Origin of the sequence: Mesorhizobium sp. M0340, assembly GCF_040321535.1 — a bacterium.
GTDB lineage: Bacteria > Pseudomonadota > Alphaproteobacteria > Rhizobiales > Rhizobiaceae > Mesorhizobium.
Genome location: NZ_JAMYRR010000002.1, coordinates 127,771 through 151,794, shown reverse-complemented (window position 1 = coordinate 151,794; position 24,024 = coordinate 127,771). Strand labels below are relative to the sequence as shown.

The window sequence follows — 24,024 nt, the reverse complement described above, 5'->3', positions numbered from 1 at the left end:
ACATTCAGGTTGAATCGCGAAGGATTCCACTAACGTCGGGTTTGTGATTCACTTCCTTAAGGAGGTGATTTGCCATGCCCAAGCCCTATTCGCTCGATTTGCGTGAACGCGTTGTGCGGTTTGTCGAGGCTGGTCATTCGCGGCGTGCGGCGGCGGCACATTTTGGGGTGTCGGTTTCGTTCGTCGTGATCCTGATGAGGAACTATCGAAAGACCGAGAGCCTGGTGCCCAAGCCGAGCGGAGGCCGCCGCCATTCCAAGCTCGACCCCCATCGTGCGTTCCTGATTGGTTGTGTGGCCGAGAAGGACGACATCACCATGCCGGAGCTTGCCGCCGAGCTGGTTACTGCTACAGGCGTCCAAGTGGCTCCGGCCTCGATCTCACGTTGGCTCATCAGGAACGGCTACCGCTTCAAAAAAAACGCTGCTGGCCAGCGAGCAAGATCGACCCGACATCAGCAAGGCGCGCCAGCAGTGGCGGGCCAAACGCCAGCCGCGGATGCGGCTTGAGCCACATCGGCTGGTGTTTATCGACGAGACCGGAACCACTACGAAGATGACGCGCCTGCGCGGTCGCTGCCTGAAGGGCCAACGGCTGCGCTCAAAGGCACCGTTCGGACATTGGAAGACGCAGACTTTCATCGCCGGGCTGCGCTGCCATGGGCTCACCGCCCCTTTCGTCGTCGACACGCCGATGAACCGTCGCATCTTCGACACCTACGTCGAAACGCAGCTCGCTCCGACGCTGGCAAAGGGCGATGTGGTCATCCTCGACAATCTCGCTGCCCACAAGAGTCGGCCGCCGAGGCAGCCATCCGGGCCAGAGGCGCATGGCTGCTCTTCCTGCCGCCCTATAGCCCCGATCTCAACCCGATCGAAATGGCCTTCGCCAAGCTCAAGGCGCATCTGCGCGCAAAGGCCATCAGAACCATCGACGCCCTGTGGCAGGCCATTGGCGATATCTGCAATCTCTTCTCTCCAACAGAATGCAGAAACTACTTCACTGCCGCAGGCTATGGACTCACATGAAAGTCCGCCGCTCTAGACGACGACCGTCTTCAGCCGCTCGGCGATCAGTGCCGCGAGCCGCGTCGCCACCTCATCCTTGCTCATCTCTGGCCATTCCTCGACGCCGGCCTTTGAGACGATCCGTACCTTGTTGCGGTCGCCGCCCATCACGCCCGGAGCACCATCTTCATGCGAGACATCATTGGCGACGATAAGATCGGCCCCCTTTTTTGTAAGCTTGGCCTCGGCGTTCCTGACCAGATCCTGCGTCTCCGCAGCGAAACCGACCACCAGCATCGGCCGCTTTTTGTGATGCCCGACACCGGCAAGAATATCGGGATTTTCCACCATCCGCAGCGCCGGCGGCTCCTCGCCCGCCACCTTCTTGATCTTTTCCCCGGCCGAACTTTGAGTGCGCCAGTCGGCGACAGCCGCGACGAACACTGCCGCGTCGGCCGGCAGCAGCTGCTCGACCGCGTCCTTCATCTCGACGGCCGTTTCGACGTGCAGCGTGGCGACGCCGGCCGGATCGGCAATGCCGACCGGACCGGAGACGAGACGCACATCGGCGCCGAGCCTGGCTAGCGCCGCCGCAATGGCGTGGCCCTGCTTGCCCGACGACCGGTTGGCAATGTAGCGGACCGGGTCGATCGGTTCATGCGTCGGCCCGGAGGTGACAATGATCTTCCTGCCTGCCAGCGGCTTTGGCCGGCCGTCGAGCAGCGCCTCGATCGCGGCGACGATCTCCAGCGGCTCGGCCATGCGGCCCTCGCCCACCTCGTTGCTCTCGGCCATCTCGCCCTTCGCCGGGCCGACGAATGCGACGCCGTCCTTGCTCAGCGCCGCACGGTTGCGGCGGACCGCCGGATGCGCCCACATTTTCGGGTTCATCGCCGGCGCCATCAAAACTCGCTTGTCGGTGGCGATGAGCACGGTCGAGGCAAGGTCGTTGGCATGGCCATTGGCGAGCTTTGCCATCAGGTCGGCGGTGGCCGGCGCCACGACCACAAGGTCGGCCTCGCGCGACAGCCTGATATGGCCGATATCGTGCTCGTCCTGCCGGTCGAACAGTTCGGTAAAAACATGGTCGGCGGACAGCGCCCCGGCCGCCAGCGTGGTGACGAATTCCTGCGCCGCCGCGGTCATCACCACCCGAACAGCAGCGCCGCGCTCGCGCAGCCGGCGGATCAGGTCGAGCGCCTTGTAGGCGGCGATGCCGCCGCCAATGATCAGCAGGATGCGCTTGCCCGAGAGGGTCATGCCCGAGGCCAGTTCTTGTCCAATGTCATGCCGGCTTCAGCGCCGATTCGATGTCGGTATGGATGAAATCGTCACCCTTGAAAAGTAGCGGCAGGTTTCGGGTCTTGGCCAGGGCATAGGCGAAACAGTCGCCCATGTTGAGGTCAGCACGATGGCGGGATCCGCGACCGTACCGAGAGTAGGCAAGTCGTGCGACCTCGAGCTGCGCCAGATCAAAAGGAACGACCGTCAGTTCGAGGCGGTCGATGAGCACCTGAAGTTCGGCGGGGTTGATGCCACCGCCGGACCGGTTCGCCACACAATGTGCCTCCAGAAGTGTTGCAGTGCTTATCAGTACAGCAGATGAGGTGCCGAAAACATCGACCAATGCAGCCGCATCCGGCTCTGCGCCGATGATTGCGATTAACGCAGACGTATCAACTGCAACGGTCATAGAAGTCCCTCATCCCACATGTGATCAGTAAGCGCTTTGAGGTCAATGGGGTATTCTGATTTCCGTCCGAGCGCCAAGATCTCGTCACGTGACGCTTTCAGCCGCCACTCCCCGTTCTGGAGCTTGCTCTCGGGGATCGTCACTTTGCGCAGGGCATCCCGCGCTTCCTGCTCCATCGAAACGCCGCGCGCGGCAGCGCGTTCGCGCAGCACCTGCTTCACTTCGTCATCAAGATTACGGATTGTGATAGTGCTCATAGCGTAGCTCCTCGCCGTTAACATAGCGACAAGCGGCGTGATTGCAATGACAGCACTGCTGTCATTGCAATCAGAGCAGCTTCCAGGCGATATACACCAGCGTCAGCGCGATCACCCACAGCGCCAGCCGGCCGGAGCGGGTGTGGCGCGCCTCGGCTTTGCCGATCGCGTCCGCCGTCCCCTCGTCGAAGCGCAGGCCGTTTTCGGCCATCAGGTCGATCTCACGCGACAGCCGCTCGGTACGGGCTGCGAGGTCCGGCGCCTGACGGGCCAGCGCCAGCAGCGCGCTGGCACCGTCGCGCGCATCGGCCAGCAGCGCGCGCGGGCCGAGATTGCGGGCAATCCAGCCGCTGACCACCGGCTCCGACGTCTTCCACATGTTGAAGGCCGGGTCGAGGGTGCGGGCGACGCCTTCGACAACGACCATGGTCTTCTGCAGCAGCACCAGTTCGGATCGCGTCGCCATGTCGAATAGGTCGGTCACCTCGAACAGCAGCGTCAACAGCTTGGCCATCGAGATGGTCTCGGCCGGCTGGCCGTGGATCGGTTCGCCGATCGCCCGGATCGCCTGGGCGAAAGCTGCGACATTGTGCTGGCGCGGCACGTAGCCGGCCTCGAAATGAACTTCGGCGACGCGCTGGTAATCGCGCGTGATGAAGCCGTAGAGGATTTCGGCGAGGAACCGGCGCTCCTTTCTGCCGAGCCGGCCGGCAATGCCGAGATCGACGGCGACGATGGTGCCGTCGGCTTCTATGAACAGGTTGCCCGGGTGCATGTCGGCGTGGAAGAACCCGTCACGCAGCGTATGGCGCAGAAACGACTGAACGAGGTTGGCGGCAATCGCCTTCAGGTCGTGGCCAGCGGCGGCTAGGCCGGCAATATCGTTCATCTTGATGCCGTCGACCCATTCCATGGTCAGCACGTCACGACCGGTGCGCTCCCAGTCGACCGACGGCACACGGAAGCCGGGATCGTCCTTGGTATTCTCGCCGAGCTCCGAAAAAGCCGCCGCCTCCAGCCTCAGGTCCATTTCGATTTTGGTCGTCTGGGCCAGTGTCTCGGTCACCTCGACGGGCCGCAGCCGGCGCGACGACGGGATGTATTTTTCCTGCAGCCGGGCGGCGAGAAAATAGCTCTCGAGATCGCGAAAGAAGCGGCGGCGCACGCCCGGCCGGATGACCTTCACCGCCACCCGGGTAACGACGCCGTTCTGCAGGATTTCGGCGGTATGGACCTGGGCGATCGAGGCGGCGGCGACGGCCTCGCCAAAACTGACATAGAGCTCGTCGACCCTGCGTCCGAGCGAGGCCTCTATCGCGGCGACAGCCTCGGCCTTCGGAAACGTCTGCATCTTGTCCTGCAGCATGGCAAGATCAAGCGCGATATCGTTTCCAACGACATCCGGCCGTGTCGCCAGGAACTGGCCGAGCTTGACGTAAGACGGGCCGAGCCGCACGACCGCCTTGGCCAGCCTGTCGCCACGCTCATAGGCAAGCGCGTGACGGCGGGTGAACAGCCGGGCCATGCGCCAGCCGAATTTCGGCAAGCCGAAGAGCTCGTCACCGGGCAAAGCCGCGATGACACCCTCGCGGACCAGCACCCAGCCGGCCCGCACGAGCCTGAAACCAGCGCCGATGCTGCTCATGGCTGGCTTTGCCCCGCCGATTTCCTAGACCGGCGAAGAGCACATTGAGTACGAAGGATACGGGCCAGCTTCAAAGCTTCCAGCCCGAGTGGAGCGCGGCGATGCCGCCGGAGTAGTTGCGGAATGAGACGCGCTCGAAGCCGGCGCGCGAAATCATCGTCGCGAAATTCTGCTGATTGGGAAATTTGCGGATCGATTCGACCAGATAGGAATATGGCTCGCCATCGCCGGTCACCACCTTGCCGATCCGCGGGATGGCGTTGAACGACCATGCTTCGTAGACCTTGTCGAGCAGCGGCATCTCGACCTCGGAGAATTCAAGGCAGAGAAAGCGCCCGCCGGGCTTCAGCACGCGATAGGCTTCGGCGAGCGCCACATCGATGCGCGGCACGTTGCGGATGCCGAAAGCGATGGCGTAGGCATCGAAAGTAGCGTCGGCAAAAGGCAGTTCCTCGGCATTGGCTTCGACGAAATCGGTATTTGCCGACAGGCCCTTTTTCTCGGCCCGGTCGCGGCCGACGGCGAGCATCGAGCCGTTGATGTCGAGAACCGTTGCATGAGCGTGCCTGCCGCTCGCCTCGACGATGCGGAAGGCGACATCGCCGGTGCCGCCGGCAACGTCGAGAACGCTCCAGCCCGGCCGCTTCGGTGGATTGAGCCAGGCGACCAAGGCGTCCTTCCACAACCGATGCAACCCGGCCGACATCAGGTCGTTCATCAGGTCGTAGCGGTTCGCCACCTTGTGGAAAACATCATTGACCAGGGACTGCTTGTCGCCTGGTCCTACCCGCTTGAAACCATAGGAGGTTTCCATGCCGCCCGCAGCAGTGGTTCTTTCAACCGACATCGTTTTGATCCGCCATAAAATCGGCGGGACCATAGCCGATCGATGGTGCGGGCGCTATTGTTTAAGGCGCGGTGTTCGGCCGCGCTTCGAAGCAGGTTCCGGAAAAGTGTCACACGCTTCCGACAGGAACTTGCGTCATAAGAAAAAAAGCCTGACGGGATAATTGAATGCCTTTGAAAGCAGAACTGCACTGCCACATCGAAGGGGCAGCGGCGCCTGAACTCGTCCTCCGCCAGGCTGAGAAATACGGCAAGGATGCCTCGCCCTACATCCAGGACGGCTCCTTCGTGTGGCACGACTTCACCTCTTTCCTCGCAGCCTACGACTTCTCGTCGGACCTGTTCCGCACCGAAGAAGACTATGCGCGGCTGGCCGATCACTACCTGACCAGCCTCGCCCGCGACGGCGCCATCTATTCCGAGGTTTTCACCTCGCCCGACCATGCAAGCAAGGCCGGGCTGTCGCCGAAGGCCTATACCGACGCGCTCGGCGAAGGCATGGCCCGCGCCAAGGCGAAGACCGGCATCGAAGGCCGCATGATCGTCACCGGCGTGCGCAATTTCGGTGTCGAATCGATCGAACGGGCGGCACGTTTTGCCGCCCGCTGCGGGCATCCGCTGGTCACCGGTTTCGGCGTCGCCGGCGACGAGCGGATCGGTGATCTGGAAGATTATGTCAGGGCCTTCGAGATCGCCCGCGAGGCCGGCCTCGGCATCACCGTGCATGCCGGCGAATTGATGGGCTGGGAGAGCGTCGAGGCGGCACTCGACCACATCCGCCCGTCTCGCATCGGCCATGGCGTGCGCGCCATCGAGAACCCCGATCTCGTGCGGCGCATCGCCGACGAAGGCGTCGTGCTCGAATGCTGCCCCGGCTCCAATATCGCGCTGAAAATCTTTGACAGTTTCGCCGACCATCCCTTTCCCGCCTTGAAGGCGGCGGGCTGCAAGGTGACGCTCAACTCCGATGACCCGCCCTATTTCTGGACCTCGCTGAAACGCGAATACGACATCGCCGCCGAGCATTTTGCGATGGATGACAAGGCGCTCACCGCCGTCACCAGGACGGCTATCGAGGCAGCCTTCGTCGACAGGAAGACCAAGGCGGCGCTGCTCGGCAGGCTCGGCGCCAAGGGCAGGTGAATGGTGAACGGCTCACCCGGCGCTTCGGTCCGTCAACTGCGGGCTTTGCCGCGCACCAAGGACTCGCAAACCAGTTCACTATTCACTATTCACCATTCACCATTCACTTGCGCAGTTGGAGAACACCATGAAGGGCGTCACCGTCGTCGACCATCCGCTTGTCCAGCACAAGCTGACCATCATGCGCAAGAAAGAGACTTCGACGGCCGGCTTCCGGCGGCTGCTGCGCGAGATCTCGCTGCTGCTCGGCTACGAGGTCACCCGCAACCTGGAACTGACGACGACGACGATCGAGACGCCGATCGAGACGATGGAGGCGCCGACGCTGGAGGGCAAGAAACTGGTCTTCGCCTCGGTGCTGCGCGCCGGCAACGGCTTGCTCGAAGGCCTGCTCGATCTGGTGCCGGCGGCGCGTGTCGCCCATATCGGCCTCTACCGCGACCATGAGACGCTGGAAGCGGTCGAGTATTTCTTCAAGGCGCCGGGCGACCTCGCCGACCGGCTGGTGATCGTCGTCGACCCGATGCTGGCGACCGCCAATTCGGCGATCGCGGCGATCGACAAGCTGAAAGGCCGCGGTGCCACCAACATCCGCTTCCTCTGCTTGTTGGCGGCACCAGAGGGCCTTGAGCGGTTCACCCACGCGCATCCCGATGTTCCCGTCTTCACCGCTTCCATCGACCGCCAGCTCAACGAGAAGGGCTACATCATGCCCGGCCTTGGCGATGCCGGCGACCGCATGTACGGCACCAAATAGATCCGTTTACCGACTGTTTACGCAAACGGCTGGTTTCCGCATTCGTTAAAGCGGCAAACACCATGTCGGACTAAGGATCGGCAACCACAAAGGCCGGTCCATGCTGCGCAAGCTTCTCATCCTTGGCGTGTTTGCCGGAACGTCGGCATCGCTGCCGATCGTATATCAGTCCAATTCACAGGTAATCGAGCGGCTGTTGAAATCCGCCATCGGAGCCAGGCCGGCCGACACCCAAACCGACCTGAATCTCGCCGCCGTTCGGGACAGGCCGGCGACGCCGCAGCCGCTCGGCCGCAAGGTCGTCGTCACCGCGGACGCGCGCGGGCATTTCATGTCGGTCTTCAAGTTGAACGGCCGACAGATCGACGGCATGATCGATACCGGCGCGACGCTCGTCGCCATCAACAGTTCGACCGCGCGCAGGATCGGCATCTCGCTCAATCCGACGGACTTCAGCCATCAGGTCAACACCGCCAACGGTGCGATCAAGGCCGCCGTGGTGACGATTGATCGGCTGCAGATCGGCAGGATCACCGTCGAGGGCGTCGAGGCCGTCGTGCTCGACGACAGGGCGCTGCACACCAACCTGATCGGCATGAGCTTTCTGCAGCGGCTCGAAAAATACCAGGTCGAAGACGGCACGCTGCTGCTGGTTCAGTAGGCCGTGATCCCGAACCGCAGGTCCACGCCAGCGAAAAGGGGACCGGTCGTCGGACAAGATCATGGTCCAAAGAAGGGTAGAGCCCATCCGATGCCATCGGAATGGGCTCTATCCGCGCGGCAGGATCCGCCGGATGACGGTTTTCTCCGTGGCCGGTTTGGAAGGGCCGATCATATAGGCCGAAAGCACGACGGCCGCGGCCGCTTCGGCATCCCCGGTATTGCGGGCATGGACTAGCGCCAGCGCTTCGCCGGCCCGCACTTCGGCGCCGATCGGCAACAGTCTGGTGATGCCGACGGCGTGATCGATCCTGTCGTCGGGCCGCGTCCGCCCGCCGCCAAGCCCGACCACGGCAAGCCCGATCTCGCGCGTCGCGATGCCGGAGACAAAGCCGTTCGCGCTCGCCTTGACCGCGAATTCCGTTGCCGCTTTCGGCAGATATTTTTCCGGATTGTCGACAAAGTCGGCGGGACCACCCAGTGCCGCCACCATGCGCGCGAAGATGGAAGCAGCGCGGCCGCCGGCCAGCGTCTCGGCGGCGCGGCGCAGGCCGTCCTGGTTGGACGACACCAGGCCTGCCGATTGCAGCATCTCGGCGGCCAGCGCCAGCGTCAAGTCCTCCAGCCGCCGGTCGCGAAAGCGGCCGGTGAGAAAATCGACGGCGTTGCGCACCTCGACCGCATTGCCGGCGGCGGAGGCCAGCGGCTCGTTCATGCCGGTGACCAGCGCCGATGCCTTCAGGCCGGCGCCATTGGCGACCTCGACCAGGCTGTTGGCCAGCGCGGTTGCGTCGCGCGATTTCTCCATGAAGGCGCCGTTGCCGACCTTGACGTCGAGCACCAGCGAACCAAGGCCGGCCGCCAGCTTCTTCGACAGGATCGAGGCGGTGATCAGCGGCACCGATTCGACCGTTCCCGTCACATCGCGGATCGCGTAGAGCCTGGCGTCGGCGGGTGCGAGGTCTGCGGTCTGGCCGATGATGGCGCAGCCGGTTTCGAGCACGGTCTTGCGGAAGCGCGCAACATCCGGCTGGCTGACATAGCCGGGGATCGCATCCATCTTGTCCAGCGTGCCGCCGGTATGGCCCAGACCCCTGCCGGAAATCATCGGCACATAGGCGCCGCAGGCAGCGACGATCGGTGCCAGCATCAAGGAGACATTGTCGCCGACGCCGCCCGTCGAATGCTTGTCGGTGACCGGGCCGGGCAGATCCGACCAGTCGAGCACATCGCCGGAATCGCGCATCGCCATAGTCAGCGCCACCGCCTCGTCGCGGCTCATCCCGTTGAAGAATACCGCCATGGCGAGGGCGCCGACCTGTGCGTCGGTAACGGTGCCGGCGGTCAGGCCCTCGATGAAGAACGCGATCTCGTCAGCCGAGAGCTTCTGCCCGTCGCGCTTGCGGCGGATGATTTCCTGGGGAAGCATCAGGCGTCGACCCTGTGCTCCGGAAGCCCGTCCTGAAAAACACGCTGCAGGATGGTCGCCAGCCGCGCACCGCCGACCGGCGCCATGTCCTTGGTCTCCTGGTGCGACAGCTCGGCTCCGGTCATGCCAGCGGCAAGGTTGGTCACGACCGAACAGGCGGCGACGCGCAGCCCGAGGAAGCGCGCGAGAATGACCTCCGGCACCGTCGACATGCCGACCGCGTTGGCGCCCATGACGCGCGCCATGCGGATCTCGGCGGGCGTCTCGAAGCATGGGCCGGAGAACCACATATAGACGCCCTTGTGCAGCATGGTACCGGTCGCCTTCGCCGCCCGCTCGATGGCGGAGCGGAGATCGGCGTCATAGGCTTCGGTCAGGCCGACAAAACGGCGGTCGCTCGGTTCGCCGATCAGCGGGTTGGACCCCGAGAAATTGATGTGGTCGGTGATCAGCATTACCGAGCCCGGCCCCATCCCGGGATCGACCGAACCGGCGGCGTTGGTGAGGATCAGCCTGGAGATGCCGAGGCCGGCGAGCACTTCCAGCGCCGGCCGCATCGCCGCTGCGTTGCCGTGCTCGTAATAGTGTGCGCGGCCGGACAGCATCAGCACCGGCGTGCCGGCAAAGAGCCCCGCCACCACCTCGCCGGCATGGCCGCTGACGCCGCTTCGGGGAAACCCCGGCAAGTCGGCGTAGGAGATGCGCACCGCATCCTCGACCTGGTCGACGAGCCCGCCAAGCCCTGACCCCAGCACCAAGGCGGTGGTCGGCGCCAGCCCATCCAGCCTTTCGACGAGGTGATCGAGCGCTTCCTTCATTTCAGCACATCGCCTTCAAACCCGTATGGCAACAACTCGCCCATGGTCACGGTCTCGACCACGCCGCTGTCATCGCAGAGATAGAACTTCGTCTCCGGCCGGCAGAATTCGGCCAGCCGCTGCCGGCAGCCGCCGCAGGGCGAGCATTTTGCCACGCGTTCGGCGATCACGGCGATTTCCGTGATCTTGCCGCCGCCACCCATGACGTAGTGGCCGAGCGCGGTGGTTTCGGCGCACCAGCCCTCAGGATAGGACGCGATCTCGACATTGGCGCCGGTGAAGACACGGCCGTCCTCGGTGCGCAGCGCCGCGCCGACCGGAAATTTCGAATAGGGCGCATAGGCCTTGGCCATGGCGGCTTTCGCCGCTTCGAACAGATCATGAGCCATGATAGATCAGCGTTCCTTGACATAAGGCACGCCGCCGGCGCGCGGCGGGATTGCCTTGCCGATGAAGCCGGCAAGCAGGATGACGGTCAGCACATAGGGCAGCGCCTGCATGAATTGCACCGGCACCTTGCCGATCAGCGGCAGCGGCGTGCCTTGCAGGCGGATCGACGCGGCGTCGAGGAAGCCGAACAGCAGGCAGGCGAACATGGCGTTGACCGGTTTCCATTTGGCGAAGATCAGCGCGGCCAGCGCGATATAGCCCTTGCCGGCGGTCATGTCCTTCACGAAGCCGCCATTCTGCACCATCGACAGATAGGCGCCGGCAATGCCGGTGAGCACGCCGGTGCAAATCAGCGCCCGGTAGCGCAGCCAGGCGACCGAGATGCCGGCGGTGTCGACGGCCGCCGGGTTCTCGCCGACAGCGCGCAGGCGGAGCCCGAAGCGGGTGCGAAACAGCACCCACCAGGTGAACGGCACGGCCAGGAAGGCGAGATAGACCAGCACGGAGTGGCCGGAGATGAGTTCCGAATAGATCGGCCCGAGAATCGGAACGCCCCTGAGCGCATCCGCGCCCGGCCAGATGATTGCTTCGAAGCGCTCGCCAGCAGCCAGCGCCGGCGTGCGCCCGCCTTGCTGGAACCAGGCCTGGCCGAGCATGATCGTCGATCCGGCGGCAATGAAATTGATCGCGACGCCGGAAACGATCTGATTGCCGCGATGGGTGATCGAGGCAAAGCCGTGGATCAGCGCGAAGGCAACCGAGATGAGGATGGCCATGCCGAGGCCGATATAGGCCGAGTGGAAGACCGAGGCGGCGGCCGCACCGGCGAAGGCGCCGACAAGCATCTTGCCCTCGAGCCCGATGTCGAAGACGCCGGCCCGCTCCGAATAGAGGCCGGCGAGGCAGGCGAGCAGCAAGGGGACCGAAAGGCGGATGGTCGAGTCCAGGACTTGTACGATGGCGTTGAAGAAATCCATCTCAGGCGCCCTTCCCTTTGACCGCTTCCATGCCGACCGATTTCGGGCTGAGCGAGGCGAACAACGCCTGGACATAGGGCCGGAACATATGCTCGAGCGCGCCGGCGAACAGGATGACGAGGCCCTGGATGATGACGATCATGTCGCGGCTGATCGCCGGCATTTCGAAGGCGAGTTCGGCGCCCCCCTGGTAGAGCATACCGAACAGGATCGCCGCCAGCACGATGCCGACCGGGTGCAGGCGACCCATCAGCGCCACCGCGATGCCGACGAAACCGGCGCCCGAAACGAATTCGAGCGCGACATTGTGCTGGTCGCCCATCGTCGGGTTGAGCGCCATCATGCCGGCCAGCGCGCCCGAGATCATCATCGCAATGATGATGATGCGTATTTCCGAAATCCCGGCATAACGCGCCGCTTTCGGGCTGTGGCCATAGGTGCGCATCTCGTAGCCGAGCTTCGTGCGCCAGATCAGCACCCACACCAGAAAGGCCATGGCTAGCGCCAGCAGGGAACTGACGTTGAATGGCGCCGAACGGATTTTGGCGCCGAACAATTCGATGACCCAGTTGAGCTTCGGCAATTGCGCGCCTTCGAGGAAGGTGCGCGTCTGCGGCGCCATCGAGCCGGGCGGCTTCAGCATCCCCACCAGCGCATAGACCATGACGCTGGCGGCGATGAAGTTGAACATGATGGTGGTTATGACGATGTGCGAGCCGCGCTTGGCCTGCAGATAGGCCGGGATCAGCGCCCACAGCGCGCCCATCGTCGCGGCGGCGATAATGGCGATCGGGAAGGTCAGCCACCAGGGCAGCACGCTGTCGAAGGCCAGGCAAACGATGCCGATACCGAGACCGGCGATATAGCCCTGGCCCTCGCCACCGATGTTGAACAGGCCGCAATGCGCCGCAACCGCCACCGAAAGCCCGCTGAAGATGAAGGTGGTGGCATAGAAAAGTGTAAACGCGATGCCTTGGCCGCGACCGAAGGCGCCCTCGACCAGGATGACAGCCGCGCGCAACGGGTTCTCACCGACCAATATGACGACGAAGCCGGCAACGACGAAGGCGACGAACAGATTGATCAGCGGGATCAGCACGTAGTCGGCCCAGGCCGGGAGCTTGGCATAGGGAGTGCTCATTCCGCCGCCTCGCGCTGCTCGATGCCGGCCATCAGCAGGCCGAGCTCGCCCTCGGTCGCGTCGGGGCCGCGTTCGCCGACGATGCGGCCGGCAAACATCACCAGGATGCGGTCGGACAGCGAGCGGATCTCGTCGAGTTCGACCGAAACCACCAGCACCGCCTTGCCCTGGTCGCGCATGGCGATGAGGCGCTTGTGGATGAATTCGATGGCGCCGACATCGACGCCGCGCGTCGGCTGGCCGACGATCAACACGCCGGGATCTTGTTCCATTTCCCGCGCCAGCACGATCTTCTGCTGGTTGCCGCCGGAGAAATTGGCGGTCTTGAGGCGGCAGTCCGCCGGGCGGATGTCATATTTGACGATCTTGTCCCGGGCATCGTCACGGATGGCGTCGATGTCGAGAAACGGCCCCTTCAGATAGCGCTCATCGTCCTGATAGCCGAGGATCGAATTCTCGTTCTCCTCGAAGGCCAGCACCAACCCGACGTGATGGCGGTCCTCCGGCACATGGGCAAGGCCGCGCTCGCGCAGCTCGCCAGGGTCGGCGGCGCCGGTGAGGTCGATCGGCTTGCCGTCGAGCATGACCGAGCCCGAAACGGCATGCCTGATGCCGGAAATCGCCTCGAGCAATTCGGACTGTCCGTTGCCGGCGACGCCGGCAATGCCGACGATCTCGCCGGCATGGACGTCGAAGGAGACGTCGTCGACCATGGTGACGCCGCGGGAATCCTTGACCGTCAGGTTCTTGACCGCGAGCTTGACGCCGCCGGCCTTCGCCTCGCCCTTCTCGACGCGCAGCAGCACGCGCCGGCCGACCATCAGCTCCGCCAGTTCCTCGACCGTGGTCTTCCTGGTTTCGCGTGTCGCCACCATCGTGCCCTGGCGCATCACCGAGACGGTGTCGGTGATCGCCATGATCTCGCGCAGCTTGTGGGTGATCAGCACGATCGTCTTGCCCTGCTCCTTCAGCTGCCTGAGGATGCGGAACAGATGGTCGGCCTCGGCCGGCGTCAGCACGCCCGTCGGCTCGTCGAGGATCAGGATTTCGGCGCCGCGATAGAGCGCCTTGAGGATTTCGACGCGTTGCTGCAGGCCGACCGGCAACTCCTCGATGACGGCGTCGGGATCGACTTCGAGCCCGTATTCGCGCTCGAGCCGTTCCAGCTCGGAACGCGCCTTGGCGATGCTCTTCTTCAGCAGTGCATCGCTTTCGGCGCCGAGAATGACGTTTTCCAGGACCGAGAAATTGTCGACCAGCATGAAATGCTGATGCACCATGCCGATGCCGAGCGCGATCGCATCATTCGGTGTCTTGATCGATGCCGGCTGGCCGCCGACACGGATTTCGCCGGAATCGGCCTGGTAGAAACCATAGAGGATCGACATCAGCGTCGACTTGCCGGCGCCGTTCTCACCGACGATGCCATGGATGGTGCCGCGCATAATCTCCAGATTGATGTCGCGGTTGGCGCGCACGGCGCCAAAGCTCTTGTCGATGCCGATCAGCTCGATTGCGGCTTGCGCCATGCAGCCTGTTCCCACTGTTATTTTTTTACCGCTTGGTCAAACGCCTAGCATGACGCCCAGTCTGTGCCAATTGGGTCTGTGCCAATTGCCCGGAGCAGGGTTCACTCTCGACAAATCCCGCCATGCTTGTCAATTTCCAACGTGGCCGCAGCCTGCACAATCGCCTGATCGAGGATTTGAGATGACCATGCCCGCCGACATGCCCGACCACCGGCTGACGACGCTGGAAATCCGCGCCGCCGAGCAGGAGAAGACCATCGAGGAACTGTCAGGCCAGATCGCCGAGCAGTGGAAGGTGATCGAGCGCATGCAGCGCGAGCTCGATGCGCTGGCCGAGCGCTTCCTGGCCCTGGAGGAACAGGCCGCACCCGACGTGCCGGTGACCAAGCCGCCGCACTGGTGAGCGGCTGACAATGCAAAACCGCCGGGCTTTCACCCGGCGGCTCGTCAGTCTGCAATGTCGATCAATCAATACGGGCAGGCATTGTCCGACATGTAGTCGTGCACCTTGATGGTGCCTGCGATGATGTCGGCCTTGGCCTTTTCGACCGCTGCCTTCATCGCGTCGTCGACAAGCGCCTTGTTGTTGTCGTCCATGGCGTAGTCGACGCCGCCTTCCTTGAGGCCGAGATCGTTGACGCCGGCCGTGAACTTGCCGTTCTTGGCATCCATGAAGGTGTTGTAGACGGCAACGTCGACGCGCTTGACCATGGAGGTCAACACCTTGCCGGGCTGCAGGCCGTTCTGGTTGGAATCGACGCCGATGCCGAGCTTGCCGGCGTCGGCCGCTGCCTGCAGCACGCCGACACCGGTGCCGCCTGCCGCCGCGTAGATTACGTCGGCGCCTTGGTCGATCTGCGTCTTGGCGATCTCGCCGCCCTTGGCCGGATCGTTCCAGGCTGCCGGCGTATCGCCGGTCATGTTCTGGATGACGTCGGTGGCGCCGGCCGCCTTGGCGCCGCCGACATAGCCGCAGCCGAACCTGCGGATCAGCGGAATATCCATGCCGCCGACGAAGCCGACCTTCTTGGTCTTGGAAGCCATCGCCGCCATCACGCCGACGAGGTACGAGCCTTCCTGCTCCTTATAGACCAGGGAGCGGACATTGGGCTTGTCGACGACCATGTCGATGATGGCGAATTTGGTGTCGGGGAACTCGGTGGCGATCTTGTCAAGCGCGTCGGCCCAGGAGAAGCCAGCCATGACGATCGGATTGCGGCCGTCCTCGGCGAAGCGGCGCAGCGCCTGCTCGCGCTGGGTGGCATTGCTGACCTCGAATTCCACATAGGGGATGCCGGTCTCGGTCTTGAACTTTTCGGCGCCGTTGAAGGACGCTTCGTTGAACGACTTGTCGAACTTGCCGCCGAGATCATAGAGGATCGCGGGTTGAATGTCCGCGGCGAAGGCCGGGAGAACCATTGCAGCTGCGGCCATAAGGCCTAGAACGATACGTTTCATGTGATCCACACCCCTGTCGGTTATTTGTCCATTATGCACCGCATGCCGGCCCGGTTCTCCGGCAGGCATGCGACGTCAGGCAGGAGTGTCTTCCTCCCGCTTCGGGTCAATCTGGCACGGCCCGAAACAAAATTCACGTGGAATTTTGACCCTTTGGAAAAGCATGGCGCCGCATCGCGGCGCCCCAGCATATTCCTTGCGTCAGGGGCATAAATCAGGCGGAGACGGCGGCCGGAATGGCGCAGGAGACGCCGGTTCCCTGCAGGCCGCAATAGCCGTAGGGGTTCTTCGCCAGATATTGCTGGTGGTCTTCCTCGGCGAAGTAGAATTCCGGCGCCGGTGCGATCTCGGTGGTGATCTTGCCGCGTCCGGCACCGCGCAGGGAAGCCTCATAGGCATCGCGCGAGGCGAGCGCCGCCTGGTACTGCGCGTCGTTGAACGTATAGATCGCCGAGCGGTAGGTGGTGCCGACATCATTGCCCTGGCGCATGCCTTGCGTCGGGTCGTGGCTTTCCCAGAACAGCTTCAAAAGCTCGGCATAGGACACGATCTTGGGATCGTAGACGACGAGCACGACTTCGGCATGGCCAGTGAGCCCGGTGCAGGTTTCCTGATAGGTCGGGTTGGGCGTGACGCCGCCGGCATAACCGGCCGCCGTGACCCAAACGCCCTCGACCTGCCAGAACAGGCGCTCGGCGCCCCAGAAGCAACCCAGCCCGAACATCGCCGTTTCCATCCCTTCGGGATAAGGACCCTTGAGCGGCCTGTTCGAGACAAAGTGCTTCGATGCGGTCGGGATCGGCCGGTCGCGGCCGGGCAGCGCCTCGGAGGGCTTCGGCAGGTTGAGCTTCTTGTTCAGCATGTCGCTGAGAAACATAGTGCGGTTTCCTTTTCTTCTTGGTTGAGCCTTCCCCGGCACGGGAACACCGGGTCAGGCTGGAAATGTCAGGTCGCGGCGAACCGCCCGCTGGGGCGCTGCCGCCTGTAGCCGATGGCGTAAAGAATGAACGCCAGCACCGCGAACACGGCGAAGCCGGGCTGGCTGAGCACCCAGGCGATGGCGCCGTCCCACAGCAGCGGATTGACCTTGTCGCGGACGAAGCTTTCGAAGGCGCTGCGCGTATCCGGCGAGACCGCGAGCCAGCTGGAATTAAGCGGTGTCATCACCAGCGCCGAAGCCGCCACCGACCGGGTCGCATCGAGCACGGCCATGATGACCGAAACCGAAAGCGCGATCATTGCGGCAAGACGGAAGATAAAGCGGAACATCCGGACCCTTCCTCCCCAGGAGCTTATCAGAATGTCGTGTGGACTGTTAAATAGGATCTGCGTGCTTTATCCGCAATCGCGACACGCGAAGTTGAACCTACGCCGCCGGTTTGCGCCGGAGCCGGTGACGCGCCGGACGGCGAAGACGCCGCCGATCGCGTCGACAAACTCGCCGGCTGTCCACATCGGGTCAGCCGCTGCCGCATCGGCAAACGGTGCGCCGGTGGCTGGACGGAGCCTCCCTATCCGGCAAAGCGAATAGACTATCGTTATGTCTTGGCATTCGGCACCGGATCGACTAGATGAGCCCCGCGCCTGTTGTTTTGACGGCTCAGGTGCGGGGAAAGGGTATCCGCTGGTCGACGGCGCCCACGGCCGGAATTCCGGTCCGGAATCCCAAAGGAGATGCATCTCCCCAACCCGCGCGGCGAAACCGGCCGCGTCGAAAATGCTAAAGACGGAGAGGTGGCCGAGTGGTTGAAGGCGCACGCCTGGAAAGTGTGTTTACGGGAAACCGTAACGCGGGTTCGAATCCCGCTCTCTCCGCCAGATACCCACTTAAGCGTCTGTTATTGTTTCGCTTTGTTAGTTGCGGCCTTTCCGTTCCTAACGTCCGCAAACGATGAAGCTCGGCCACCATGCCGCCGCCCCTTTGTTGACTTTGCTTGGGAATCGGAGTGTCCGGAAAAAACCGCAGGGCAGCCCCCAGGATTCGCGTCTGCGGACCTCCGCCGGCGCCTACAGGCAATCTAACCCAACGCCCCCCAAGCGGCGCCGGCCACTTTCAGCCCCTTCGTTCGAAAGTTGGCTTCCAGTCGCGATTGCGCGCCCGCTGATGGCCTTCGTAGTCAGGAATGCATGCGAAGAAGGTCGGTCACGGCCGGCAGCCTTGCAATTTGAGCAGACAAAGAGCCAGACCAAGTCGTCATGCATCGAGCCGTGGTCATGGCCGAGCCTGTCAATCAGCGCCTGGATGTCAAGTTTCGTCGATTTGCAGCACATCGGGTGCGCACCATTGACATAGATGGTGTCGCGGGCGGACAGAGTGTCGGCGAGGGTCTTTCGAGTCATGGCGATTCTCCGTTGAAGGGGCTCGCCGCAACGGGAGGATTATATTCCTTAATGCTGATCCCCTGCATTGTCTCGTGCGGAATGGGCTCTCCGGCATTAGACAGGGATATCCGGAGTTCGCCGTCTCGGGTGGTGGCTTCGACCTTAATGGGCATGCCCGCGGCACAAAGTTACCGGTTCGAATCCTGTCGGGTGCAGCATTGCCGCGGTTCGCTTGCCGACAACTATTCCTGCTGGAATTGACAGGGCCAATCTTCAGGCCTCGTCAAGCCAGAAGGCAACTCGGTCCGGGCGTCTCCGCAAGCCATGTTGAGCTGCCACTGGGACAGACCCACCGAATTGAAAAGGTCGAGGCCCTCGATACGGGTCAAAAACAAAAAAGCGCGGTCAAAGTCTATCGGCGCGGTGAACGTCGCTCCTCGGAAGTCCGCCCGCGCGAGATTGGCAAACGAAAAGCGGCTGCCGCTGATATCGGCGTCATGGAAGTGCGCACGCCCCAATTCCGCCTTTGTGAAATCAACATTGGTCAGATTGGCGTCCTGGAAATTCGAGCGCTGCATTTCCGCGCTCGCAAACACAGCGCCCTGCGCGTCCATACGGCTGAAGTCGGTCCTGTAGCCCTCGATTCTGTCGAACCGGGCGCCTTTGGCGGTCGAGTCGGCCAGGGAAGCACGCACAAGAGTTGCCTTCTCAAGATTTGCCGCACGGAGATTGGTGTTCCTGAGGTCGGTCGAAGTGAAATCAACACCGAACAGGTTCGCCCCGCTCAGGTCCTGTCCATCTAGGATGAGAAGCTTCTTGTCACACTCTTGCCAATTGACGCCAGGCGTCGCGGCTGCGTCGCAATTTTGAGCGGCAGCGGCGTTCTGCCAAGCAAACACAGTGCAAACCGCTAGAACCAAGCCGGATGTGACGTAAGCTCTGGTTCGCCTCAAAGTCATTGTTGCTGGACCTCTGCTACTCGCCGACACTCACCCTTACCACATCTGCTGACACTCGAGCCATGGTGACCACATGGCTGTGCTCGCGGCGCAGTGGGTCAAGCCTGGTGTGAAGCTCCGCGTCAAACACCTTCGCGGCGAATTCTAGGCGGCCAGCTTACATTAGCCAGAGTGAACAGAACGTGATTACGGGCCAGGCCTTCACACCTTCGCCTTGCATCAGCCCGCCCACCTAGCATGCCCCGCCATCGCGAACGGCCCAGCACGGGCGAAAGACAAGCTCCTTCCTGGCGCTGCGCCGCGTGCAGTCGGAACAAATGGGATCGACGCCGGTTAACAATCGAAGGGACCGCAAACGAAGCGGTATGATGATGATTGATATTTTTAGCTTCGAACTGGCCAATGCCAGGCTGCGCGTTAAACGGGCCGAGCGCTCGCTGAAGCGTGCGAATGAACTGTTGTTGAACGATGGCTGTGTCGCCGTCAATCTCGCGTTGTGCGACCGCATACGGTCTGAGCAAAAACGCGTGATTGAGGCCCGGGAACGCATGACGAAGATCGATCGGAAGAATTGACCCATGATGCTCGCGACCCTCCACCTTGAAACTGCGAGATACGGCGACGAATATCGCGTCGCAAGGCTCGCGCTGCTGAGGCAGCAAATGATACGGCACATCAAGCGCACAGACGCCTCGGCGCAGAAAGTCGAACAATCGCTGGCAAGATTTGCCGAAGCAAACACGCTCGGGGACCGGCTCGCGCAACAGTAGGTCCGCGCGCTCTACCGTCGTTTGACGACGACCCCGTCATGCTGCGTCGCCAACAACAAGGCTGCATCAACGTCGCACCTGCGCTCGCTGGGCGTCGCGCCCCAAAAGCACAAGGCAGTCGTTTCGGCGAAGATCCAAGAAGTGTCGATATTTTCACCTTCCTAGGGACGCAGGCACAACGCCAAAATGAAGGCCGCGATAAGCAGCATGGCAGGCAGAGGGGCGCGCGAAGGCTACTGAGCGGCTTTCATCTCGCCGCACTCTTGCCTCAGATCAGCCTACAACCAATCGGCCCGCGCTTCACCAGAAGCACGGGCATTGATAGGCTCGGCACCATCGCCGCCCCGTCTACCGCGGGACCGCTGGTATTCCCGAGACTGAGCGCTCTGTTTCGGCGGAGAAAACCACGAAGGCAAAGATCAGCACGGCGACAGCGACAATCATCGAGCCGGTGGCGACGATCGGCTCGAGCGCCGGATTTCCCTGCAGCATCAGGTAAAGCGCCGGCAGCATCACCACCAGGCCGAGATTGTAGACGCCGTAGTGGATCATCGCCGTCCTGCGGGCAGCCTTCGCCGGGTTCAGCGCATAATAGCCGCCGAATATTGCACTGGTGACCCACCCCAGCAGGTTGATGTGCGCGTGAGCCGGAAACGCGCCGTGATCGCCTGAAATTGCCATCTGCAGGCCAGCTGCAATTCCCAGAATAAGAAAGACGATGGCTGTCTTGAAAAAAAGCTCCGAAACCTTAGGCATGTCATTCCCCCAAACCCGTTTTGCCGCCGCATCATGCTCTGGTTCCGGCGATCTTGCCAAGGGGACCGTCGGGCCTGCGGCACCATTTGCCGCCGGCCTGACGGCCCGTCGGCAGCCGGCCGCCGGGCCTGGCCGGTTGCGAGTCCAGCCGGCAAAAAATATGCGCTCACCCTAATTTAATTGCAATATCACCCGCCAGGCTTCCATGTCGTTCTCACTAAGGAAGTCCTGCACAATCGTGGTGCCATACGCGCCAAAGGCCTGCCCGTCAGTGTTCCAGCAAGGCCTCGCCGAACTTCTCCCACAGCTGCGCGCAATCTGTAGCTCTGAGGCTGGGGGTTCCGAGTGGGCCATATCTGATGACGGCGGCGTGAACATCATAGCCAACGATAGGTGCATTGGCGACAAAGTGGATAGCCTCGCCCAATCGGCGAGAGCCAATTGGCGCATCGGTTTTGTTGGTGATGTCGAAGACACCACGAATATCCGCTTCCTGGTTCCTGGCTGCCAAAGCAGCCGCCATTTCCCTTTCGTGCATCATCGAAATCTCTCCGATCGGTCTAAGTCTAAGAACCGCGGCTTGTGCCGGTCCGGCAGCTGACAACCGGCAAATCGAAGTGCCTTTTGCAGCATCTCGATTGGCTCTTGCTGCGAGCCACTCCGCCCGCTGCCGCGGCAAGCCGATAAGGCAACTGCCAGCGAAATCCGCAGGCACGTCCACGGTCGCATCAAACACGGCCCACGTGCCAGTCGGTTCCTGAACGGGCAAAAACCTCATAACAGCGCCTGCTAATATACTATGCCGACTGTGAGGACGAGACTTTTTCCTGCGTCCACTAAACGAATGAGAGATGGTGTCGAAGTGCCGGGCGACGCTCGTCGAAAACAATCGTCTGCGACATCGCCAGGATCGGAGATGGGCCTGAGCCGGCCGCATTTTGGGAGTCGCCGCAAGGGACAAGCACAAGACGCAGCACACAAACGCGGCCAAATGTTCATCCAGAATCGCGATTTCGTTGCGGATAGATGGTCTCGCCGCGCTTCAGCATCGCCACGAACGCCGCGATCTTCTTCTTGCGCCCGGCTTCGGTCTTCATGTTGTGGATGCGGAAGGCGAGCGCGAAGCGGTTTTGCCCGCTGAGCTTTGCCAGCATCTCTTTCGCCCTGGGCTCGGCGTCTATTGCCGCCTGGAGGTCGTCGGGGATCTTCATCTCCTTGCCGCTCTTGTAGGCGCGCGCCCAGCGGCCGTCGGCCTTGGCCGCATCGACCTGCCTCAGCCCGTGCTCGGTCATCCGGCCCTCCTCGATCAGCCGGGCGACATTGTCGACATTGATCTGGCTCCAGGTGCTCTTCTTGCCGCGCGGGGTGTAGCGCTGCAGATAGCTTTTGCCGTCGAACGCCTTGCGCACCGCGTCGATCCAGCCCCAGCACAACGCCACGTCGATGGCTTGCTTCGGCGTGATCGACGGCAGCCCCGAATCGAGCTTATGGATCTTGATCCAGACTTCGTCCTCGCTGTCGTGATGCTCGCCAAGCCAGGCATGGAAGCTTTCGGCATCCTTGAACTCGCGCACCTTGGCGGGGTCGACCTTCACGGGCGCCATCAGCCGATCCGCCGGTGACCCAGGCGCGTAACGACGCCGAACCGCGCCCTCATATCAGCTCCAAGTCCGATATCCGCAGGCCTGTTGATTCCCGCCGGCACGCATTCAGCCCGCACGATTGGGCGTGCCGAGGACATGGGATTTCCGGCGGCAGCATGACGCCGTCGAATGTCTGCATGAACATCGCCGCCGCAAAGAACGCGTCTCTTCGGTGGCGTCGCTGTGCCAGCCGAGCCGCTTGCCGGACTCGATCTCGTAGACAATGACCGGGGACTGGGTGGTGCCGTGCCCGCCGTAAACCGCGAAAGCGCCGGCCCATTTGACCGACGGATCGTCCACTGCCCAAACCGGCGAACGTTCGAGCCTGTCAGATGCGACGACTGCTGTCATGGCTTCGTTCCTCTCAGCGAATTGCGAACACGAATCTAGATGACTTTTCTAGTCTGCGTCAGCAAAACTGGCTGGCAACCATTCCCTCGCCCACTGCGCGTGACGATTTGTCGGACCGCGATCCGACCTATTCTACTCTCGGGCCGGATCACTGGGCCGATTCCCCAATGCAACCAAGCCTTTACCCTTTAGCCACTTTTGAGTTGCCCCTGCGTTGCGTTCGTGGTCCGGTACAACCAGGGCGCTCAATGCGGCATTCGGCAACGGTCGCCTCACCGACCGTCAAGGCAACACACCGTCGAGCCAACACAGGAGATAGCAATGGGCATTTTCGACAGTATCAAAGGTGCGATTTTCGGAAACGCGGTTGCGGCCGAAGCGCCGCCGGCGCAACCGTCTCCCGCGCCTGCTTCGAGCACGGCCACCCAGCCGACGGCGCCTACCCGATCCGCCCCGGCTGCAACCCCGGCTCCGGCCGCGCCAGCCGCGCCGTCCTCTGCCCCGGACATCGCTGCCATTCTCGACAAGGCCGTGGCCGCGAAGGGGCAGAAGCTCAACTGGAAGAATTCGATCGTCGACCTGATGAAGGCTCTGAATATCGACAGCAGCGTCGGCGCCCGCAAGGAGCTTGCCCACGAGCTGAACTACACCGGCGATATGAACGACACTGTAACGATGAATCTGTGGCTGCACGACGCACTGATGAAAAAGCTGGCCGAGAATGGCGGCAAGCTTCCGAGCGATCTGGCCGCCTAGCGTCACAGATAAGCAATTCCAACAAAACGTGTGAACGGTTTTCCGTCCGGAATTGCGTCAAACAAAAAGACAGACCGGCTCGGCGTTTCCGTGAAACGACGAACCGTCCTGGTCCTGCCCGCACCGTGGTTCTTGCTGCGCCAACTTCGGCCGCAACCGAGCATACCACGATGCCAAGCGTCAGACCGCCAGGTAAATAAAATTGAGACCCGTCCCGACCGTCAGAATCGGTGTTTGGCGAGGTGGCATGCCACAAAAAGCGCTGCCGCCTCGCGCCCGGATTGCGTCCCGCAAAACCGACGATTTCGGTCGCTGCCCACGCGCTGGTAGGACCACCATTTTGCTGGCGAAACGCGACGTTCGGCGTATCATTCTCCCCGGAGAGAGTTCATGGTGGGAGGAAGCCAATGAACGTGGTGCAGAGGGTGACTGTCGCCGACTTGACGGCCCAAGAGCTTGTTTCATCTGCGCTTTCACGGTTCGGTGCCGGCGACACCATATCGACGAGGGCGATGCTGGACATCGTTCGCAGGACGGCCCCGGCCTGCGGCAACAGTGACGACGATCTGGTCGAGCTTATCGTCATGACGGCCGTTGGTAGGACCATGGGCGTCGTGTTCGACCATCGGTCCCAATAAAACAATCCGGAACGAATACCAGGCTGCGCCCAGGAGCAGTGGCGGGCGGTTGGCAGCGCCGCCAAAGAGGCCAGCCTAT

At 62.5% G+C, this 24,024-nt stretch carries 28 protein-coding genes, 1 tRNA gene and 1 pseudogene; 10 read left to right on the top strand and 20 right to left on the bottom strand.

All coding sequences use genetic code 11. The features are described from left to right. Positions 1-74 precede the first annotated feature (74 nt). Positions 75-1,028: pseudogene (locus NKI79_RS03475) on the top strand (IS630 family transposase). Positions 1,029-1,040: 12 nt separating this feature from the next. Here NKI79_RS03475 and coaBC read toward each other — a convergent pair. The 5 genes from coaBC to ubiE form a co-directional block, all read right to left on the bottom strand. Next, the gene (gene coaBC / locus NKI79_RS03470) at positions 1,041-2,267 is read right to left on the bottom strand and encodes a bifunctional phosphopantothenoylcysteine decarboxylase/phosphopantothenate--cysteine ligase CoaBC (protein ID WP_352799869.1); all 1,227 of its coding nucleotides are present in this window, start codon (positions 2,265-2,267) and stop codon (positions 1,041-1,043) included. 25 nt (positions 2,268-2,292) lie between these two features. Continuing rightward, positions 2,293-2,700 (bottom strand): type II toxin-antitoxin system VapC family toxin, encoded by a 408-nt coding sequence (locus NKI79_RS03465; RefSeq protein WP_254816872.1) that lies wholly within the window; start codon positions 2,698-2,700, stop codon positions 2,293-2,295. Further along, positions 2,697-2,957, bottom strand: coding sequence for a FitA-like ribbon-helix-helix domain-containing protein (locus NKI79_RS03460; protein ID WP_352799868.1), 261 nt, complete (start codon positions 2,955-2,957; stop codon positions 2,697-2,699). The genes NKI79_RS03465 and NKI79_RS03460 overlap by 4 nt, the downstream gene beginning before the upstream one ends. Positions 2,958-3,027: 70 nt before the next feature. Continuing rightward, positions 3,028-4,602 carry a 2-polyprenylphenol 6-hydroxylase gene (ubiB, locus tag NKI79_RS03455; RefSeq protein ID WP_352506391.1) on the bottom strand — a complete coding sequence of 525 codons (1,575 nt, stop codon included), beginning with the start codon at positions 4,600-4,602 and terminating at the stop codon, positions 3,028-3,030. Between the two features lie 70 nt (positions 4,603-4,672). Then, positions 4,673-5,449 carry a bifunctional demethylmenaquinone methyltransferase/2-methoxy-6-polyprenyl-1,4-benzoquinol methylase UbiE gene (ubiE, locus tag NKI79_RS03450; protein ID WP_352799866.1) on the bottom strand — a complete coding sequence of 259 codons (777 nt, stop codon included), beginning with the start codon at positions 5,447-5,449 and terminating at the stop codon, positions 4,673-4,675. 167 nt (positions 5,450-5,616) lie between these two features. Here ubiE and NKI79_RS03445 point away from each other — a divergent pair, with 167 nt between their 5' ends. From NKI79_RS03445 to NKI79_RS03435, 3 genes are all read left to right on the top strand, one after another. After that, a complete protein-coding gene (locus tag NKI79_RS03445; protein ID WP_352799865.1) occupies positions 5,617-6,591 on the top strand; it encodes an adenosine deaminase in 975 nt (324 codons plus the stop codon). 127 nt (positions 6,592-6,718) lie between these two features. Further along, complete coding sequence (upp, locus tag NKI79_RS03440) at positions 6,719-7,348, top strand: uracil phosphoribosyltransferase (protein ID WP_254816867.1); 630 nt, start codon at positions 6,719-6,721, stop codon at positions 7,346-7,348. Between the two features lie 100 nt (positions 7,349-7,448). Beyond that, on the top strand, positions 7,449-8,009 hold the full coding sequence (locus NKI79_RS03435; RefSeq protein WP_352506393.1) for a TIGR02281 family clan AA aspartic protease: 561 nt from the start codon (positions 7,449-7,451) through the stop codon (positions 8,007-8,009). A gap of 108 nt (positions 8,010-8,117) precedes the next feature. Here the strand turns inward: NKI79_RS03435 and deoA are convergent, their stop codons facing one another. Genes deoA through NKI79_RS03405 form a run of 6 tightly spaced genes read right to left on the bottom strand, consistent with a single transcriptional unit; the run spans position 8,118 to position 14,292 of the window. Next, a complete protein-coding gene (deoA, locus tag NKI79_RS03430) occupies positions 8,118-9,437 on the bottom strand; it encodes a thymidine phosphorylase (protein ID WP_352799864.1) in 1,320 nt (439 codons plus the stop codon). Next, positions 9,437-10,255 (bottom strand): purine-nucleoside phosphorylase, encoded by an 819-nt coding sequence (locus tag NKI79_RS03425; protein ID WP_254816864.1) that lies wholly within the window; start codon positions 10,253-10,255, stop codon positions 9,437-9,439. The genes deoA and NKI79_RS03425 overlap by 1 nt, the downstream gene beginning before the upstream one ends. Continuing rightward, positions 10,252-10,644: a cytidine deaminase gene (cdd, locus tag NKI79_RS03420; RefSeq protein WP_023675315.1), complete on the bottom strand. Its 393-nt coding sequence runs from the start codon at positions 10,642-10,644 to the stop codon at positions 10,252-10,254. Before cdd ends, NKI79_RS03425 begins: the two co-directional genes overlap by 4 nt. 6 nt (positions 10,645-10,650) lie before the next feature. After that, entirely contained in the window at positions 10,651-11,622 is a 972-nt protein-coding gene (locus NKI79_RS03415) for an ABC transporter permease (RefSeq protein ID WP_254816863.1), read from the bottom strand. Between the two features lies 1 nt (position 11,623). Beyond that, on the bottom strand, positions 11,624-12,763 hold the full coding sequence (locus NKI79_RS03410) for an ABC transporter permease (RefSeq protein ID WP_352799862.1): 1,140 nt from the start codon (positions 12,761-12,763) through the stop codon (positions 11,624-11,626). After that, the gene (locus NKI79_RS03405) at positions 12,760-14,292 is read right to left on the bottom strand and encodes an ABC transporter ATP-binding protein (RefSeq protein WP_352799860.1); all 1,533 of its coding nucleotides are present in this window, start codon (positions 14,290-14,292) and stop codon (positions 12,760-12,762) included. Before NKI79_RS03405 ends, NKI79_RS03410 begins: the two co-directional genes overlap by 4 nt. Before the next feature lie 181 nt (positions 14,293-14,473). On the opposite strand from NKI79_RS03405, the gene NKI79_RS03400 reads away from it, so the two are divergent. After that, positions 14,474-14,695 carry a SlyX family protein gene (locus NKI79_RS03400; RefSeq protein WP_352799859.1) on the top strand — a complete coding sequence of 74 codons (222 nt, stop codon included), beginning with the start codon at positions 14,474-14,476 and terminating at the stop codon, positions 14,693-14,695. A 65-nt stretch (positions 14,696-14,760) separates the two neighbouring features. On the opposite strand, the gene NKI79_RS03395 is transcribed toward NKI79_RS03400, so the two are convergent. The 3 genes from NKI79_RS03395 to NKI79_RS03385 form a co-directional block, all read right to left on the bottom strand. Next, the gene (locus tag NKI79_RS03395) at positions 14,761-15,750 is read right to left on the bottom strand and encodes a BMP family lipoprotein (protein ID WP_254816859.1); all 990 of its coding nucleotides are present in this window, start codon (positions 15,748-15,750) and stop codon (positions 14,761-14,763) included. 214 nt (positions 15,751-15,964) lie between these two features. Further along, positions 15,965-16,627 (bottom strand): peptide-methionine (S)-S-oxide reductase MsrA, encoded by a 663-nt coding sequence (gene msrA, locus NKI79_RS03390; RefSeq protein ID WP_352478110.1) that lies wholly within the window; start codon positions 16,625-16,627, stop codon positions 15,965-15,967. A gap of 68 nt (positions 16,628-16,695) precedes the next feature. Continuing rightward, positions 16,696-17,019, bottom strand: a complete 324-nt coding sequence (locus tag NKI79_RS03385; RefSeq protein WP_352799857.1) for a hypothetical protein — start codon at positions 17,017-17,019, stop codon at positions 16,696-16,698. Positions 17,020-17,478: 459 nt separating this feature from the next. Between NKI79_RS03385 and NKI79_RS03380 the strand changes: the two genes are divergently transcribed. After that, positions 17,479-17,568, top strand: a tRNA-Ser gene (locus NKI79_RS03380). A gap of 189 nt (positions 17,569-17,757) precedes the next feature. On the opposite strand, the gene NKI79_RS03375 is transcribed toward NKI79_RS03380, so the two are convergent. Next, complete coding sequence (locus NKI79_RS03375; protein WP_352799855.1) at positions 17,758-18,090, bottom strand: hypothetical protein; 333 nt, start codon at positions 18,088-18,090, stop codon at positions 17,758-17,760. 224 nt (positions 18,091-18,314) lie between these two features. Next, positions 18,315-19,031, bottom strand: coding sequence for a pentapeptide repeat-containing protein (locus NKI79_RS03370; protein WP_352799854.1), 717 nt, complete (start codon positions 19,029-19,031; stop codon positions 18,315-18,317). A gap of 365 nt (positions 19,032-19,396) precedes the next feature. On the opposite strand from NKI79_RS03370, the gene NKI79_RS03365 reads away from it, so the two are divergent. Continuing rightward, positions 19,397-19,606: a hypothetical protein gene (locus NKI79_RS03365; protein WP_254816855.1), complete on the top strand. Its 210-nt coding sequence runs from the start codon at positions 19,397-19,399 to the stop codon at positions 19,604-19,606. 3 nt (positions 19,607-19,609) lie between these two features. Continuing rightward, positions 19,610-19,801, top strand: coding sequence for a hypothetical protein (locus tag NKI79_RS03360; protein ID WP_352799853.1), 192 nt, complete (start codon positions 19,610-19,612; stop codon positions 19,799-19,801). Positions 19,802-20,149: 348 nt separating this feature from the next. Here the strand turns inward: NKI79_RS03360 and NKI79_RS03355 are convergent, their stop codons facing one another. The 4 genes from NKI79_RS03355 to NKI79_RS03340 form a co-directional block, all read right to left on the bottom strand. Continuing rightward, positions 20,150-20,557, bottom strand: coding sequence for a heme-copper oxidase family protein (locus NKI79_RS03355; RefSeq protein WP_254816852.1), 408 nt, complete (start codon positions 20,555-20,557; stop codon positions 20,150-20,152). Positions 20,558-20,825: 268 nt separating this feature from the next. Further along, on the bottom strand, positions 20,826-21,098 hold the full coding sequence (locus NKI79_RS03350) for a hypothetical protein (RefSeq protein ID WP_254816851.1): 273 nt from the start codon (positions 21,096-21,098) through the stop codon (positions 20,826-20,828). A gap of 454 nt (positions 21,099-21,552) precedes the next feature. Continuing rightward, a complete protein-coding gene (locus tag NKI79_RS03345) occupies positions 21,553-22,161 on the bottom strand; it encodes a YdeI/OmpD-associated family protein (RefSeq protein WP_352799852.1) in 609 nt (202 codons plus the stop codon). Positions 22,162-22,266: 105 nt separating this feature from the next. Then, positions 22,267-22,551: a hypothetical protein gene (locus tag NKI79_RS03340; RefSeq protein WP_352799850.1), complete on the bottom strand. Its 285-nt coding sequence runs from the start codon at positions 22,549-22,551 to the stop codon at positions 22,267-22,269. A 321-nt stretch (positions 22,552-22,872) separates the two neighbouring features. On the opposite strand from NKI79_RS03340, the gene NKI79_RS03335 reads away from it, so the two are divergent. Continuing rightward, on the top strand, positions 22,873-23,307 hold the full coding sequence (locus tag NKI79_RS03335) for a DUF3597 domain-containing protein (protein ID WP_352799848.1): 435 nt from the start codon (positions 22,873-22,875) through the stop codon (positions 23,305-23,307). Between the two features lie 407 nt (positions 23,308-23,714). After that, on the top strand, positions 23,715-23,945 hold the full coding sequence (locus NKI79_RS03330) for a hypothetical protein (RefSeq protein WP_254816847.1): 231 nt from the start codon (positions 23,715-23,717) through the stop codon (positions 23,943-23,945). Positions 23,946-24,024 lie beyond the last annotated feature (79 nt).

Coding starts and splice junctions, on each gene's coding strand:
- NKI79_RS03335 (WP_352799848.1), top strand. CDS start 22,873: ATGGGCATTTTCGACAGTATCAAAGGTGCGATTTTCGGAAACGCGGTT.
- NKI79_RS03365 (WP_254816855.1), top strand. CDS start 19,397: ATGATGATGATTGATATTTTTAGCTTCGAACTGGCCAATGCCAGGCTG.
- NKI79_RS03330 (WP_254816847.1), top strand. CDS start 23,715: ATGAACGTGGTGCAGAGGGTGACTGTCGCCGACTTGACGGCCCAAGAG.
- NKI79_RS03460 (WP_352799868.1), bottom strand. CDS start 2,957: ATGAGCACTATCACAATCCGTAATCTTGATGACGAAGTGAAGCAGGTG.
- msrA (WP_352478110.1), bottom strand. CDS start 16,627: ATGTTTCTCAGCGACATGCTGAACAAGAAGCTCAACCTGCCGAAGCCC.
- NKI79_RS03355 (WP_254816852.1), bottom strand. CDS start 20,557: ATGCCTAAGGTTTCGGAGCTTTTTTTCAAGACAGCCATCGTCTTTCTT.
- NKI79_RS03465 (WP_254816872.1), bottom strand. CDS start 2,700: ATGACCGTTGCAGTTGATACGTCTGCGTTAATCGCAATCATCGGCGCA.
- NKI79_RS03435 (WP_352506393.1), top strand. CDS start 7,449: ATGCTGCGCAAGCTTCTCATCCTTGGCGTGTTTGCCGGAACGTCGGCA.
- NKI79_RS03360 (WP_352799853.1), top strand. CDS start 19,610: ATGATGCTCGCGACCCTCCACCTTGAAACTGCGAGATACGGCGACGAA.
- NKI79_RS03395 (WP_254816859.1), bottom strand. CDS start 15,750: ATGAAACGTATCGTTCTAGGCCTTATGGCCGCAGCTGCAATGGTTCTC.
- NKI79_RS03370 (WP_352799854.1), bottom strand. CDS start 19,031: ATGACTTTGAGGCGAACCAGAGCTTACGTCACATCCGGCTTGGTTCTA.
- NKI79_RS03400 (WP_352799859.1), top strand. CDS start 14,474: ATGACCATGCCCGCCGACATGCCCGACCACCGGCTGACGACGCTGGAA.
- NKI79_RS03415 (WP_254816863.1), bottom strand. CDS start 11,622: ATGGATTTCTTCAACGCCATCGTACAAGTCCTGGACTCGACCATCCGC.
- coaBC (WP_352799869.1), bottom strand. CDS start 2,267: ATGACCCTCTCGGGCAAGCGCATCCTGCTGATCATTGGCGGCGGCATC.
- NKI79_RS03445 (WP_352799865.1), top strand. CDS start 5,617: ATGCCTTTGAAAGCAGAACTGCACTGCCACATCGAAGGGGCAGCGGCG.
- NKI79_RS03350 (WP_254816851.1), bottom strand. CDS start 21,098: ATGATGCACGAAAGGGAAATGGCGGCTGCTTTGGCAGCCAGGAACCAG.
- NKI79_RS03385 (WP_352799857.1), bottom strand. CDS start 17,019: ATGTTCCGCTTTATCTTCCGTCTTGCCGCAATGATCGCGCTTTCGGTT.
- deoA (WP_352799864.1), bottom strand. CDS start 9,437: ATGCTTCCCCAGGAAATCATCCGCCGCAAGCGCGACGGGCAGAAGCTC.
- ubiE (WP_352799866.1), bottom strand. CDS start 5,449: ATGTCGGTTGAAAGAACCACTGCTGCGGGCGGCATGGAAACCTCCTAT.
- cdd (WP_023675315.1), bottom strand. CDS start 10,644: ATGGCTCATGATCTGTTCGAAGCGGCGAAAGCCGCCATGGCCAAGGCC.
- NKI79_RS03375 (WP_352799855.1), bottom strand. CDS start 18,090: ATGACTCGAAAGACCCTCGCCGACACTCTGTCCGCCCGCGACACCATC.
- ubiB (WP_352506391.1), bottom strand. CDS start 4,602: ATGAGCAGCATCGGCGCTGGTTTCAGGCTCGTGCGGGCCGGCTGGGTG.
- upp (WP_254816867.1), top strand. CDS start 6,719: ATGAAGGGCGTCACCGTCGTCGACCATCCGCTTGTCCAGCACAAGCTG.
- NKI79_RS03425 (WP_254816864.1), bottom strand. CDS start 10,255: ATGAAGGAAGCGCTCGATCACCTCGTCGAAAGGCTGGATGGGCTGGCG.
- NKI79_RS03340 (WP_352799850.1), bottom strand. CDS start 22,551: ATGACAGCAGTCGTCGCATCTGACAGGCTCGAACGTTCGCCGGTTTGG.
- NKI79_RS03410 (WP_352799862.1), bottom strand. CDS start 12,763: ATGAGCACTCCCTATGCCAAGCTCCCGGCCTGGGCCGACTACGTGCTG.
- NKI79_RS03405 (WP_352799860.1), bottom strand. CDS start 14,292: ATGGCGCAAGCCGCAATCGAGCTGATCGGCATCGACAAGAGCTTTGGC.
- NKI79_RS03345 (WP_352799852.1), bottom strand. CDS start 22,161: ATGGCGCCCGTGAAGGTCGACCCCGCCAAGGTGCGCGAGTTCAAGGAT.